Origin of the sequence: Brevibacillus fortis (assembly GCF_003013395.1) — a bacterium.
Classification (GTDB): domain Bacteria; phylum Bacillota; class Bacilli; order Brevibacillales; family Brevibacillaceae; genus Brevibacillus; species Brevibacillus fortis.
The window spans coordinates 1-13,185 of record NZ_PXZM01000070.1 but is presented as its reverse complement, the minus strand read 5'-3'; the positions used below and the strand labels follow the sequence as shown (position 1 = coordinate 13,185).

The window sequence follows — 13,185 nt, the reverse complement described above, 5'->3', positions numbered from 1 at the left end:
AAAATAAGCAGCCGCAGTCTAAGACTTTATTTTTCAAGTCATAGTCAGCGGCTTTTTAAATTTGGGTACGAGTAGACCTTGACAACGCCTACCCAGTCGGAACTACAAAAAGGGGACCACGCTTGTCGAACACTTCTTCGTTGAGAATCTTCCGCCCGTAGGGTGGCTTTGGCTCGACGGTCCCCTTTTTGTAGTGGAGACGGCCAGTGAAACCCCCTGCTGGCGTGTCAGAGTCGAAGAGAACTGTGCTTTTTCTTCTCCTCCACTATGTTGACTCCAACCAGCTTTTAACTATGGTTGTGCAGAAGAAACCGGCCGATCAATCAACTGCCGCAGCTTCGTCTCCGTGGCAGAATTCGGATCAGGTGTGTAAATGCTGCACCTTAAATCCGCGCTCCCGGAAACCTGCAACGAGGTCAGATGAAAGAGCATTTTCCCTGCCTTGGCATGACGGAATTCCAGTAAAACCTCCGGGGCTGAGCTGACGCGGCTTTGCTCCCAAAGGTCTTGAAAATCAGGATGAACCTGCCGCATTTCACTTAAAAACTGCTCGTACCACTCATCCTCTACATACTGACCGTAATTGGCGCGAAAAATCGCGAGAAAGCCACTGACGAAATGCTCCCAGTTAACGGCAAATCGTCGTAATTCCTTCCGTGTAAACACCAAGCGGATCAAATTGCGCTCTTCATAAGGGATTTGTTCAAAATCGAGAAAGACATGTGCGGCTGCCTCGTTCCAGCCGACAATATGACTGCGCCGATCTGAAATGATGGTTGGGCAGGAGCGCAATTCTTTTAAGATTCGTTTCAGGGCAGGATTGATCTTCGGAGGTTCATCCTTTTGCAAGCCTTGTCCGACTCCCGTGCCAGTCTCCAGTGCCAGCGCATACAAATATTTTCGCTCATCGACGGTAAGCTGCAACGCTCTCGCTACCGCATCCAGAACAGAAGGCGAGACCTTGATGTCGCGGCCTTGTTCCAGCCATGTATACCAGGTGGAGCTAACCCCCGCGAGCTGAGCAACTTCTTCTCTTCGTAGTCCGGGTGTTCTTCTGCGTGTCCCAGGAGCCAGCCCGATCGATTGTGGCAGGATTTTGGCGCGCTGCGTTTTTAAAAAAGTAGATAGTGCCTGCAAACGCGTTTGCTGATTCATGGTACACCTCCATTTCCTAACCTGGTTAGATTTGTTAAACTAGTACTCATTATACTAGGATAAACAACAACTTGTAATAGGATAACCTATGTGACAAGATGATTTCCATAAGGCACTCGAATTGGAGGCTAATCATGGAAAAAGTCGTTGTCACAGGTATGGGAGTGATCTCCCCGGTAGGGAATACGGTGAATCAGTTTTGGAACAGTCTCGTGCAAGGGAAGTCTGGAATCTCACATATTGACACTTTTGATACAACTCGTAATAAAACGAAAATCGCAGGCTTGGTGCGCGATTTTGATCCGGTGGAGCGTTTTGGGCGCAAAGAGGCGCGGCGAATGGATCGCTTTTGCCAGTTTGCCCTTGCTGCTGTCGAAGAAGCACTTGAGGATGCAGAGCTTCGGCTGGACCAGTTGGACCGCGAGCGAATCGGGGTATATGTAGGCTCTGGCATCGGCGGGGTAGAGACACTGCTTGAGCAGCATGATGTCCTGCGTGAGCGAGGTCCTGAGCGGATCAGCCCAACGTTGGTTCCCATGCTCATCTCCAACATGGCAGCAGCGATGATCAGCATCAAGTACAGTTTGTACGGCCCGACGATGTCACCTGTCACTGCTTGCTCGATTGGGAATACGTCCATCGGAGAGGCTTTCCGGCTCATTCGAACGGGCGGGGCGGATGTCGTCATCGCAGGAGGGTCTGAGGCAGCAGTGACTGACATATCTCTCGCCAGCTTTAGCAATGCGACGGCATTGTCAACGAGAAATGATGATCCAACAGGAGCGAGTCGGCCATTTGATACCCAACGGGATGGATTTGTGATGGCAGAAGGTGCCGGGATTGTGATTTTGGAGTCGGAGACACACGCCAAGAAAAGAGATGCACGGATGTATGCCGAGGTGATTGGCTATGGGGCAAGCTCTGATGCCTATCATATGGTGGCGACACATCCAGAAGGAATCGGTCCCTACCGCGCGATGAAATGGGCTCTCCAGGAAGCAGGGGTGCAAACGACAGACGTGGATGTCATCAGTGCGCACGCTACCAGCACAGAAATCGGAGACCGTTCCGAGACACTGGCGATCAAAAAGCTGTTTGGCGAGCATGCTTATCGTGTACCGATTACCGCCAACAAATCGATGACTGGTCACATGTTTGGTGCAGCAGGGGGTGCGGAGGCGATCGCCCTAATTAAGAGCCTTCAAGAAGGAATGATCCCTCCGACGATCAATCAGCAGGAGCGTGACCCTGACTGCGATCTGGATTATGTGCCAAATACAGCCCGCAAAGCCACGCTCGACATCGGCATGTCCAATTCCTTTGGCTTTGGCGGTCACAACGCAGTCATCGTGCTGAAAAAAATGTAACGAATCGTGCCTGTTCCCGTAGTCTCCGGTAGACTGTGGGAGCAGGCTTTTTTTATGTCGATAAAATGAAAATGAAACGTTTTGCCGCCCTGATTTCTCTAACAGGGAGAAAAGGAGGGGGAACAGATTGAACCAAAAACTTGGTCTCGTTGCTCTTGCCAAGGCTGGTGATTCAGACGCATTCCAAATGCTTATTCACCAAGAAAAAGCAAAGCTGTACAAGATGGCTTTTGTGTACACGCGCAACGAAGATGATGCGCTGGAGATTTTTCAGGAAACGGTCTATAAGGCTCTAATTTCGATTTCAACCCTAAAGGACGATCAATACATTACGACATGGCTGACGAGGGTTTTGATCAACACGGCGATTGCCTATTTGGCTAAAAAACGAAAAGTGATAACGCTTAGGAAAGACATGATCGAAAATGTGCGGGATACAGGAAGTGTAAGGCTTGAGGAACGGATTGATCTGTTAGAAGCAATGGAAGAGCTCGAAGAAAAGTATGTAACGGTGCTGCTACTAAGATTTTACAAGGACTACTCCGTCAAGCAAATCGCGGAAACGCTGGATTGTCCGGAAGGCACTGTGAAAACGAATATTCACAGAGGGTTGATTCTATTAAAGAAGAAGCTGAAAGGGGAGTACTTCGATGAGAGAAAAAATTCATGCCTATAAAGAGCAAGTAGACCGCATTCCAGTTCCTACAGAGAAGCTGGACGCGATTATCGCCCAAACGGTTCAGCAGGCTGCACCGAAAAGAAAAGGCCTGAACAAACGAAAGCTGGTGTACAGTACAGGGGCAGCGGTTGTAGCATTAGGGGTCTTGTTTAGCTCGGCAGCAGTTTCCCCAGCGATGGCGAACCTGGTGTCCAAGGTGCCTTTGATTGGGTCGATTTTCGCAACATATGGAGACAGCGGATTGAAACAAGCGAGTGAAAAAGGCTTAACAACGGCCATTGGCGAGTCGCAGGACGTGGATGGGCATGCGATTACTGTCAATGAAGTTTACTATGACGGTACGCGATTTACGATTGGTTACACATTGGAAACGAAGCAGGCAGTCGGAGAGCATTATTTAGGCTCCTCGCCAGATCTGACGGTAAATGGAAAAGCATTTGGATACGCAGGAAGCAGCAAGCATACACAAATCACGCCTACGCTTGCGACCGGGATTGTTGATATTGACGCGATCAATGGCTTGCCTGAGGCGTTCAAGCTCGGTTTGAGCTTTCATGGGGAGGACGGCAAGCAGTGGAGCTTCTCCTTGCCAATCAGTTCCCGCACAGATACGAAGCGCATTCCAATCCATCACCAGCAACAAGCTGGAGTAATCGACCTGACTGTTTCTGATATCACAATGGGTCCAGCAGGATTGGTTGTCGGCTTTCAGGCGATATCGGAGGAAATCGGGTATTTATCGAGCTATTTGGAATTCAAGGTCGTGGATGAAAAAGGAAACGAGCTAGGAGCATACTCCGGCGGTAGCCAAGGCAAAAAGTCAGACGGAAAAGAGTATCTCTCGGGTACAAGGCGTTTCGACCCAGTTACAACGGATGTAAAAGAATTAACGATCACGCCGTATTTGTCATTGCCAGCTCAAGGTGGCGGAGTCGAGATAGATGACCAGGGGGGGGAATCCGTAGTCAAACCAGCAATGGAAACGATGAAAAAGCTAGGGAAAGACATCGAATTCAAAACGTTTACTGTTACGTTGAAAAAATAGAGATCACGCAAAAAAAGCGTCCCTCCATGTACAGGAGCGACGCTTTTTTTCTTGTTGGGGCAAAAACTAGGATTGTTTTCTCATCGCACCTAGCTCTTCAACGATGGCAGTCATTTCATTGATGCCAAACGCCGCTTTTTTCTGCACCATGTTGTACAGGTACAGCAAATCCTCGTAATGAACGAGATCGAAATCCTCCGGACGCATCACAGCGGTATTTGCCATGTTCAGCTTTGCCTTAATGCCTTCGATGATAACGGCCAAGTTCTCTACAGTTGGTTGATTCAGGTCAGCCATACTTTCTCTCTCCTCTCTGTAAAGCTGGTATTTATTTTGTCAGTTGCCCACGTGTAACGCCCAACTGGTTCGTTGCCTTCAGCGTACGCCATACGTGTGTACCGCTAACTTCTCCACGCAATGCCTTGCGATACAGACTGATTACTTCTTTCACGCGCTCTGGTTCTTCTTCCAAAAACTCGATGCGGTAGCTGCCGACATTCAGGGAGCGGAACTCACTCAAGTACTCAGCACCAGACTGGTCAATCGCGTTATAAACGGTATTGCGGCAGCCGGTATCCACACGTATTGGGTGAGAGAAGCCGACGCGGTCTTTCAACGAAATGCGGGAAGTCTCACAAGGGGTTCCGCAGTTCGTATGGTCTGTACCTTCACTCATGAATGTGCAGTATACGCAGTGCTCGGTGTGGAACATCGGCATGTGCTGGTGGATTACCAGCTCCATGTTCGCAGTATTCGAGCGGCTGAGTAGATCGACCATCTGCTGGATGTTCAGATCGTACGACGGCGTGACGCGCGACAAGCCTGTTGCGAGGAACAACTCAACTGCCTTATGGTTCGCGACATTCAGTGAGAAATCGCCAATCAATGGAATATCGATTTCATCGCGACGCGACAAGTAGTAATAGAGTGCCCCGGTATTGCGTACCAGAATAGCGTCAGGCTTGCTTTTCGCGATCAGGGCAAGGACACCGTTTTCGTCTGGCATATGAATGCGCATGGTAGCGATCCCGATCTTTTTCCCGTACTTATGGGCCAGCTTGACACCCTCTGGGTACTGCTTGACGAATTCAAAGTCAGCATAGAGGAAGTCCACATCGGTTTGCGCGGCAGCTTCCAATTGTTCAAGCGAGCGGCACAGAGCTGTCAGGAGCGGCTTTTCCACTGGTTGGCTCGTCGGAGCGTCCGCGTATACATTGATATCGTGATGGTGGTAAATCGGCGGCTTGGAACGCAGGAACACAAGCTGTTCTACTGCGTCACGGCGCATCCGATTCAACTCGCTGACAGGTACGATGAGATCCCCTTCGAGATCGACAGTCAGATCGGTAGCTTCCAGGTGGAAAATCGTTCCGCCCAGGCGGCTGAGTTGATCGTGCAGTAACTCAGCGGTCAAAGGACGCTTCAAAGCAGTCTCAAGCATAACCTCTGAAGGAACAGTTACAGCGTGATTTGCCTGTTTATCCACCCAAGTGACACTGAGCTTTTCACCCAGCTTGCCGCTTACGTGTACGGACAGCGGGAAGGTGCGATAAGGCTTTTCTGTCTCGAACGTTTTGCGCAGGCGACGATCCAGCTCAGGATCGCTCGTCTTCCATACGCGATCACCAACGTGGAGACGCTTCAGATTCACGTCATTGCGTCCCATGACGATTTCGTACAGGCCTTTGGATACTTCGCCTTCTACTTTTTTACTGCGAGACAAAATATCGTAGATGCGTCCGCCTTCTTCTTTTTGCGTGGGGTCACCCGCGTCGAACACGATTCCGTCTCCGCGTTTGACAGGAGCCATGATGTCCACCAGAACGCCTGTAGGAAGTAGTTTTTTCACGGTTCCTAAAAATACACCGCGGCTTTTCGGGAACGATCCATCTACGAGTTGCTTGTTGTTTGTCCCGGTCAAAAATCCGTGGGTAAATCCGCGAGAGAAGCTTTGCTGCAGCTCGCGTACTTCTACCTCGGATGGTCCCGTATCTTGTCCGGCAAAATAACGCTCGATGGCGGCATTGTATTTACTCACGACGTTTGCAACGTATTCAGGTGTTTTCAGACGGCCTTCAATTTTAAAGGAAGTCACACCAGCCTCGATCAACTCAGGAACCAAATCGATGGCAGCCAAGTCTTTCGGAGACAGCACGTAAGCGATATTGCCCATTTCTTTTTGCACACCGTCTACCATCAGGTCATACGGCAAGCGACAGGCTTGAGCACATTCCCCACGGTTTGCCGAGCGTCCACCCCACATTTCCGAGGTCAGGCATTGTCCGGAATAAGAAACGCACAAGGCACCGTGGACGAATACTTCCATCGGCAGCTTTGCTTTTTCTCCGATTTTTTTGATCTCTTTTAGTGAATTTTCACGACCGAGTACGACGCGTTCCATATCAAACGGCTTCGTGAACTCCACCGCTTCCGGCGAAGTAATCGTCATTTGTGTAGAACCGTGAATCGGGAAGTCTGGAGAAATCTCGCGGATCATCTTTACAAGACCGAGGTCTTGTACGATCACAGCGTCCACTCCAGCGTGGATACAGGCGTCTATCAGCTCGCGTGCATCCTCCAGTTCATTTTCGAATACAAGAATATTAAAGGTAAGGAATCCCTTTACCCCGTACATGTGCAAATAAGCCATAATCTCTGGCAGTTCCGCCATATGGAAGTTCTCAGCACGCGCACGCGCGTTGAACTTTTCTACTCCAAAAAATACAGCATTGGCTCCGTTGGCCACGGCTGCCTTCAAACAGTCCCAGTTACCAGCAGGTGCCAACAGCTCGATATCTTCACGCTTTATACCATTTCGCATTTGTATGTCATTACCGTTGCCAAACGATTGTAAAAATCAATCAACCCTTTGTTTGCTTCCTGCTTCTTTGTGTCTGCTTTTGCCAAGGCTACTTGCATTTGGTAAGACACTCCACAGGCGTAAATTCCGGTACAACGAACCGTACACATTAGCAATAACTTGTTGGTGTCAGCTTGCTAATTTGGCTAAGTTGATAGATGCGTTAAGGTCTCTATCTATTTCTAGCCCACAATCACATCTGAAAATCCGATCTGACAGCTTTAGGTCTTTTTTCATTTGACCACAATTTGAACAGGTCTTCGATGAAGGATACCATTTGTCTGCTTGTATGAAGCAAATGCCATATTTCTCGCACTTGTATTTCATTTGTCGTTTAAACTCGTGCAATTTCTGTTGTGCGGTAGCTTTGGACAGATGACGATTCTTCATCATATTGGCGATTTTCAAAGTCTCCATCACTACAGTGCCAGGTTTGGTTTTCACGATAGCATTCGTAGCTTGATGGATGTGATTGGTACGGATATTTGTTAGTCTTCGGTTGAGCAAACGAATGGATTTTTCCACTCTTACAATGTTGCACGTTTTGACAAAACGGTTTCCCTCCTTGTTCATCTCGTATTGGCGAGAGACTTTACGTTGCAACCTCCGTAAACGTTTCTCTGCTTTCTTTACAGGTTTTGTCTTGTTGATATTTTGAAAGGTCATTCCGTTAGAACAAACCGCAAGCTCCTTTAAACCTAAGTCAATGCCAATGACTTCATTAGTTAAAGTAGGCTTCTTTACCTCTTGTTCAATGCTGACGGATAGATACCAGTACTTCCCATCGAATGAGATGCGAGGATTTATATACGTTGTATCCACAGGAATTTGTTCTGAGGTACGAACCCATCCTACTTTCAAAAGGAAGACGAGACCTTTTTTTACCCTCAATTTCACATTGTCATTGTAAAAGGAGGGTTTTGACTTTTTTCTGCTTTTAAATCTAGGTTTATCAGCTTGTTTCTTGAAGAATTTTTTATAAGCATCACAAGCATCTTTGACTGCTTGTTTAGTTACATCATTGGAAACATCGTACAACCAAACATAATTCTTAGATAGTTTTACCTGTGTCAGTTTTACGGAGAATAGTATTAGGTAAGAACTTACCACCGTTTCGGTAGTTTTCTTCCTGCCTGGCCAACGTCCAATTGTATGCCCAACGAGCCGTTCCAGCCGACTTCCATAACTGATTTTCTTGTTCGGGAGTGGGTTTCAATCTAACTTTCATTGCGAGTAACATTATTGGTATCGCCGCCTTTAGTTATACCGTGAAATATAAGATGAATAACAAGGCATTAGACTGTACTCCGAATGACGTACTATACATGGAAGAAGGGTATACAGGAATACATAGTTTTTAATAATGAATAGCTTAGTTAACAACCTCCAAGTTTTTCAACAAGCTCTTCTTCATCATAGGGAAATGTGCAGGTCACCGCAACAAAAACATCCTTTCTGCCAGATGTTGAAAATGTACCTTTCAGAAAGACACCTAGGGATGTTATTCTGTAAGAAAAATCGAAATATTCTAAGAGCCAGGGGAACCGATATATGCTAATCATCAAAGACATTTTGCTGCAGTTACTGTTTGTTATCGTCCCTGTTTTGCTGTATAGAAACGTTTGGCTGGGGCGATCAACCTCGAACAAGATGAGCGTCAAGTCATCAATGGTTATCGTTTGTAGCTCGATCAGTGTCATTCTTGCTATGAGCTTTCCAGTACAACTCAGTAATGGTATGGCGTACGATTTACGCTCGATACCGATCATTATTACCATTTTATACGCGGGATATATCCCGGGCATTTTGACGATTTTCGTGATGCTTGTCGTAAGGATCGTTCTGGGTGGCGATGTCGTTCTCATGACCATTCTTGGAACGGTGGTCTACGTGATCATCCCTTTTTTGTTGGTCAATCGCTGGTATGGATACTCTTTGCGAAAAAAACTGACGGTTGTTCTCTTGATCGGATGCTTGAAGCAGCTGTCCATCATCGGTGGAGCGATGGCTGTTTTGATCTGGAGAGGCTTCCCGTTGTCTATCATTAATGATTATCTCGAGCCGATAGTGGAAATCGGTTACCTTGGCTTGATCGTACAAGGTGGAGCGGTTTATTTTATCGAGTTTATTCGAGAATCTCATATTATCCGCAAGCAAGTCGAACGCTCGGAAAAGCTGAACTTGATCAGCGAGCTGGCAGCAAGTGTTGCCCATGAAGTGCGCAATCCACTCACGGTGGTGCGAGGCTTTGTCCAATTGTTGCGTGAGGAGACGAACCCGAAAAACACGGAATACATCCGATTGGTCTTAAATGAACTCGATCGGGCTGAATTTATTATTTCCGACTATTTAAATCTGGCCAAGCCTCATTCTGAGATGCTGGAGCGACTGGAAATTGCTGATACGGTGAAAGAAGTTACTGCTATCATGTCGTCCTACAGTGTCATGAACCGCGTAGAAATTCACTGTGAGACAGAGCCTGGTCTATTCGTGGAGAGCAATGCCGTCAAGCTGAAGCAAGCCTTGATGAATCTGATGAAAAACGGCATCGAATCTATGGATCAGGGAGGTGTACTCCACGTCACCGTACAAGCAGCCGGGAACTATCATGTGATTTCCATCAAGGATGAGGGAGAGGGGATGACGCAGGAGCAGATTGAGCAGATCGGGTTGCCTTTTTATTCCACAAAAGAAAAAGGGACGGGTCTCGGTTTGATGGTAACCTGTCGGATTATTGAGGCGATGAAAGGGACGATCGACTTTCAGAGTGAACGAGGACATGGAACACAGGTGACGATTCAACTGCCAGCTATGTATACGGCCGGAAAAGGAGGCGAACATGGACAAAGATCAAGAGATGTGGGACCGACTCTTTCATGAGTTGGCTGTAATCAGAAGTGAATTAAAAGCGTTCAAGCTCGAAACACGTGCAGAGCTCTATCAAATAAAAAGCGAGCTGAAAGAATGGCAGCAACGAGAAGAACAGCGAAGGCTCCCGAACGAAGGGGAATAGACTATGCGAAGTTTCACAAAACGATGGTGGCAAAAAACAGGAAAAGCTGTATTCGTAGCAGGCTTGGCATTAGCGCTTGCTGCATGCGGACAACCACAGGAAGCAGCAAAGCCCGCCACACAACCAACGACAGAATCAACGACTACTTCTGCACATGAGCAACCCGAACAGATACTCAGACTGAATAACTTTACAGAACCACTTTCTCTTCATCCCGGACTCATTTCCGATGTTTGGTCATCCAATGTTATTTTTCAGACGTTTGAGGGGCTGACTCGCATTGACGACAAGGGCGTTCCACAGCCCGCTATGGCGCAGGAAATCAAGGCATCAGACGATTTGTTGACGTACACCTTCACGATTCGCGACAATGCGAAGTGGTCGAATGGTGATCCCGTAACCGCGCACGATTTTGAAAACGCATGGAAATGGGCACTCGATTCCAAAAACGGTTCCCAGTATGCCTATCAGCTGTTTTATGTAAAAAATGCAGAAGCGGCGTTTGCTGGCAAAGTGAAGCCCGAAGAGATCGGGGTAAAGGCAACAGATGACAAGACACTGGTCGTCCAACTGGAAAACCCGACGCCGTTTTTTCTGGAGCTGACGGCTTTTTACAGCTACTTTCCACTGAATACTAAAGTAGTGAAAGACAATCCGGACTGGGCGAAGGAAGCAGGACCAGCCTACACCTCGAATGGACCGTTCAAGCTCGTTACGTGGGAGCATAAAACCAAGCTGACTCTTACGAAAAACGAGCATTACTGGGACACAGACGCTGTCAAGCTGACCAAAATCGAAATGAATATGATCAATGACGCGAATACAGAGCTGTCGATGCTAGAGGGCGGCGATCTCGATTGGGCAGGTGCTCCGACTGGCAATCTTCCGCTCGACGCGATGCCGACCTTGAAGGAAAAAGGCTTGCTGGTGATCACGCCAAAAGCTGGGACGTACTGGTATGAATTCAACACAGAGCAAAAGCCTTTCCACAACAAAAAAATTCGCCAAGCCTTTTCGTACGCAATCAATCGGAAAGACATCGTGGAGAACATCACGCAGGGAGGGGAATTGGTTGCGACAGCCGTAGTGCCGCCTACGATGTTTGCTGAAAACGAGCAAGGCTTGTTTTCAGACAATGACGTGGAAAAAGCCAAGCAGCTGTTGGCGGAAGGCATGAAGGAAGAAGGGTACAGAAGCGTCGACCAACTCCCGCCGATTACACTGTCCTATAATACGGAGGAAGCACAGACCAAAATCGCGCAAGCCGTACAGGACATGTGGCAAAAAAACTTGGGTGTGCACGTCAAGCTGGAGAATCAGGAATGGAATGTCTACTATGAAAACGTGAAAAACGGGAAGTACCAAGTAGCGCGGATGGGGTGGACGGGGGATTTCAACGATCCGATCAACTTCCTGGAAATATTCCGAACGAAGGAAGGCAACAACCATACTCGTTGGGAGAATCGTCAATATGCCGATCTATTGGCGGCTTCTGCCAAAGAGAAGGATGCTGCCAAACGAAAAGCGATCTTGCAAAAGGCGGAGAAAATGTTGGTGGACGAAATGCCAGTCATTCCGTTTTACTTTAAGTCTACGGTGTATGCGCAGAATCCCAAGTTGAAAGGCGTAGTCATTTCAGGATTGGGATACGCACAGTACAAATGGGCCTATTTTGAATAATCAAGTAGTCACATTCGAAGGGCTGGTCAGTCGGATTATTCCACGACCAGCCCTTCGAATACGATAGAGACCTTCTCTTCCATGATTTCTTCGAGTGCCCAAGCGCCCTCGCTACGTACCCAGTCATAAAGAGCATTATAGTAAATGTTTTCCAACATGTTCGCAGCGACAAGCGGGTTGAATTTGCTTTTCAATTGATTCTTTTCTTGCGCTTCTTCAATTAGGTCAGCGAACAGTTGACGCAATTCAAAGTACATATTCTTTTCGTTCTCAAGCACTTTCCGATGTTTCATCGAGGATTCCACGACGACTTTGATGAAATCAAAATTGGTGATGGTGACTTCATTCATGATCTTGTAGATCCGCAGCACCTTCGACTTGCAGTCGTTACCATAATCCCACTCTTCCCGACGCTCCTCGATTTCATGCAGACGCTCATATCCCCAATTAGCGAGAATGGCTTCCTTTGAAGTGAAATGTAGAAAGATCGTACCGCGTGCAACATCCGCTTCTTCGGAAATCATGTCGATCGTGGTTGCTTCAAAGCCGTGCGTTTTGAAGAGCTTGATGGCAGCATTGAATATTTTTTCGCGGGTTTCGCGCTTTTTTCGTTCCCGTCTCGTCGTCAAGTATGTAGCACCTCCTTATGAACTCGTACGCTTGATTATAACACAACCGTTACCTAACAAAAGAATAGTTCATACAATTAAGCATAAATTAGGCGAAAAAAGGATAGACTTCTGCGAAGGTCGAATGTATATTTATATACTATAATGAATAAATATTAAATCATACCAGGCTCGAAATGCATGGGGTGGAGGAGAGTAAAATGGGTGTTGCAAACGCACTGGCAGTACGTCAGGCTACGATGAAAGACGTGGATGCCATGTTGGAGATTGTTAATGAATATGCACAGCAAGGCTTGATGCTGCCACGTACGAAGCTGTCATTTTTAGAAAACTTGCAATCCTTTATTGTCGCTCATGATGGAGATTCGGTCGTAGGTGTCGCAGGCCTACATATTTTGTGGGAGGATCTGGCAGAGATCCGCTCTTTGGCTATCTCGGAAAAAGCGAAAGGGTTGGGCGTTGGGAAACACCTGGTTCTTCATTTGGTTGAGCAATGCCGTCTGTTGGGAATTAAGCGTGTCTTGGCGCTGACCTATCAACAAGTGTTCTTTGAAAAGTGCGGGTTTTGGGTGGTTGCCAAGGAAACGCTGCCGCAAAAAGCTTGGAAGGATTGTATTAATTGCTCCAAGCTGCCGATGTGCGACGAAATTGCTATGATTTTCGAAACAGCCTGATACATTTGGTCTAGCCTTCCTTTTTCCTTTTCTGGTACTATACTCATATAAATAGAAGAAATATAAACAATATTCTATAAGTA

At 47.3% G+C, this 13,185-nt stretch carries 11 protein-coding genes and 1 pseudogene; 7 read left to right on the top strand and 5 right to left on the bottom strand.

Annotated features, from left to right (window positions below):
* Positions 1 to 291 precede the first annotated feature (291 nt).
* On the bottom strand, positions 292 to 1,155 hold the full coding sequence (locus C7R93_RS29565; RefSeq protein ID WP_106842126.1) for a helix-turn-helix transcriptional regulator: 864 nt from the start codon (positions 1,153 to 1,155) through the stop codon (positions 292 to 294).
* A 134-nt stretch (positions 1,156 to 1,289) separates the two neighbouring features.
* On the opposite strand from C7R93_RS29565, the gene fabF reads away from it, so the two are divergent.
* The 3 genes from fabF (at position 1,290) to C7R93_RS29550 (ending at position 4,246) form a co-directional block, all read left to right on the top strand.
* A complete protein-coding gene (gene fabF, locus C7R93_RS29560; RefSeq protein ID WP_106842125.1) occupies positions 1,290 to 2,522 on the top strand; it encodes a beta-ketoacyl-ACP synthase II in 1,233 nt (410 codons plus the stop codon).
* 127 nt (positions 2,523 to 2,649) lie between these two features.
* On the top strand, positions 2,650 to 3,198 hold the full coding sequence (locus tag C7R93_RS29555; RefSeq protein ID WP_106842124.1) for a sigma-70 family RNA polymerase sigma factor: 549 nt from the start codon (positions 2,650 to 2,652) through the stop codon (positions 3,196 to 3,198).
* Positions 3,173 to 4,246: a DUF4179 domain-containing protein gene (locus C7R93_RS29550; RefSeq protein ID WP_106842123.1), complete on the top strand. Its 1,074-nt coding sequence runs from the start codon at positions 3,173 to 3,175 to the stop codon at positions 4,244 to 4,246. The genes C7R93_RS29555 and C7R93_RS29550 overlap by 26 nt, the downstream gene beginning before the upstream one ends.
* A gap of 66 nt (positions 4,247 to 4,312) precedes the next feature.
* On the opposite strand, the gene C7R93_RS29545 is transcribed toward C7R93_RS29550, so the two are convergent.
* The 3 genes and pseudogenes from C7R93_RS29545 to C7R93_RS29535 all read right to left on the bottom strand — a co-directional run bounded on the left by C7R93_RS29545 (position 4,313) and on the right by C7R93_RS29535 (position 8,346).
* Positions 4,313 to 4,543: a DUF1128 domain-containing protein gene (locus C7R93_RS29545; protein ID WP_007722824.1), complete on the bottom strand. Its 231-nt coding sequence runs from the start codon at positions 4,541 to 4,543 to the stop codon at positions 4,313 to 4,315.
* Between the two features lie 31 nt (positions 4,544 to 4,574).
* Positions 4,575 to 7,067 carry a U32 family peptidase gene (locus C7R93_RS29540; RefSeq protein WP_106842122.1) on the bottom strand — a complete coding sequence of 831 codons (2,493 nt, stop codon included), beginning with the start codon at positions 7,065 to 7,067 and terminating at the stop codon, positions 4,575 to 4,577.
* A gap of 168 nt (positions 7,068 to 7,235) precedes the next feature.
* A pseudogene (locus C7R93_RS29535) lies at positions 7,236 to 8,346 on the bottom strand (RNA-guided endonuclease InsQ/TnpB family protein).
* A 311-nt stretch (positions 8,347 to 8,657) separates the two neighbouring features.
* Here C7R93_RS29535 and C7R93_RS29530 point away from each other — a divergent pair.
* Genes C7R93_RS29530 through C7R93_RS29525 form a run of 3 tightly spaced genes read left to right on the top strand, consistent with a single transcriptional unit; the run spans position 8,658 to position 11,799 of the window.
* Positions 8,658 to 9,986: an ATP-binding protein gene (locus C7R93_RS29530; protein WP_106842121.1), complete on the top strand. Its 1,329-nt coding sequence runs from the start codon at positions 8,658 to 8,660 to the stop codon at positions 9,984 to 9,986.
* The gene (locus C7R93_RS30440; protein WP_167402513.1) at positions 9,946 to 10,119 is read left to right on the top strand and encodes a hypothetical protein; all 174 of its coding nucleotides are present in this window, start codon (positions 9,946 to 9,948) and stop codon (positions 10,117 to 10,119) included. The genes C7R93_RS29530 and C7R93_RS30440 overlap by 41 nt, the downstream gene beginning before the upstream one ends.
* 3 nt (positions 10,120 to 10,122) lie before the next feature.
* Entirely contained in the window at positions 10,123 to 11,799 is a 1,677-nt protein-coding gene (locus C7R93_RS29525) for a peptide ABC transporter substrate-binding protein (RefSeq protein ID WP_106842120.1), read from the top strand.
* Between the two features lie 35 nt (positions 11,800 to 11,834).
* On the opposite strand, the gene C7R93_RS29520 is transcribed toward C7R93_RS29525, so the two are convergent.
* Entirely contained in the window at positions 11,835 to 12,428 is a 594-nt protein-coding gene (locus C7R93_RS29520; RefSeq protein WP_047071619.1) for a TetR/AcrR family transcriptional regulator, read from the bottom strand.
* 200 nt (positions 12,429 to 12,628) lie between these two features.
* Between C7R93_RS29520 and C7R93_RS29515 the strand changes: the two genes are divergently transcribed.
* On the top strand, positions 12,629 to 13,102 hold the full coding sequence (locus C7R93_RS29515; RefSeq protein WP_106842119.1) for an N-acetyltransferase: 474 nt from the start codon (positions 12,629 to 12,631) through the stop codon (positions 13,100 to 13,102).
* Positions 13,103 to 13,185: the final 83 nt, after the last annotated feature.

What these genes read in the sequence shown, in the direction of transcription:
- C7R93_RS29550 (WP_106842123.1), top strand. Translation starts at nt 3,173, where the DNA reads ATGAGAGAAAAAATTCATGCCTATAAAGAGCAAGTAGACCGCATTCCA.
- C7R93_RS29525 (WP_106842120.1), top strand. Translation starts at nt 10,123, where the DNA reads ATGCGAAGTTTCACAAAACGATGGTGGCAAAAAACAGGAAAAGCTGTA.
- C7R93_RS29530 (WP_106842121.1), top strand. Translation starts at nt 8,658, where the DNA reads ATGCTAATCATCAAAGACATTTTGCTGCAGTTACTGTTTGTTATCGTC.
- C7R93_RS29545 (WP_007722824.1), bottom strand. Translation starts at nt 4,543, where the DNA reads ATGGCTGACCTGAATCAACCAACTGTAGAGAACTTGGCCGTTATCATC.
- C7R93_RS30440 (WP_167402513.1), top strand. Translation starts at nt 9,946, where the DNA reads ATGGACAAAGATCAAGAGATGTGGGACCGACTCTTTCATGAGTTGGCT.
- fabF (WP_106842125.1), top strand. Translation starts at nt 1,290, where the DNA reads ATGGAAAAAGTCGTTGTCACAGGTATGGGAGTGATCTCCCCGGTAGGG.
- C7R93_RS29540 (WP_106842122.1), bottom strand. Translation starts at nt 7,067, where the DNA reads ATGCGAAATGGTATAAAGCGTGAAGATATCGAGCTGTTGGCACCTGCT.
- C7R93_RS29565 (WP_106842126.1), bottom strand. Translation starts at nt 1,155, where the DNA reads ATGAATCAGCAAACGCGTTTGCAGGCACTATCTACTTTTTTAAAAACG.
- C7R93_RS29515 (WP_106842119.1), top strand. Translation starts at nt 12,629, where the DNA reads ATGGGTGTTGCAAACGCACTGGCAGTACGTCAGGCTACGATGAAAGAC.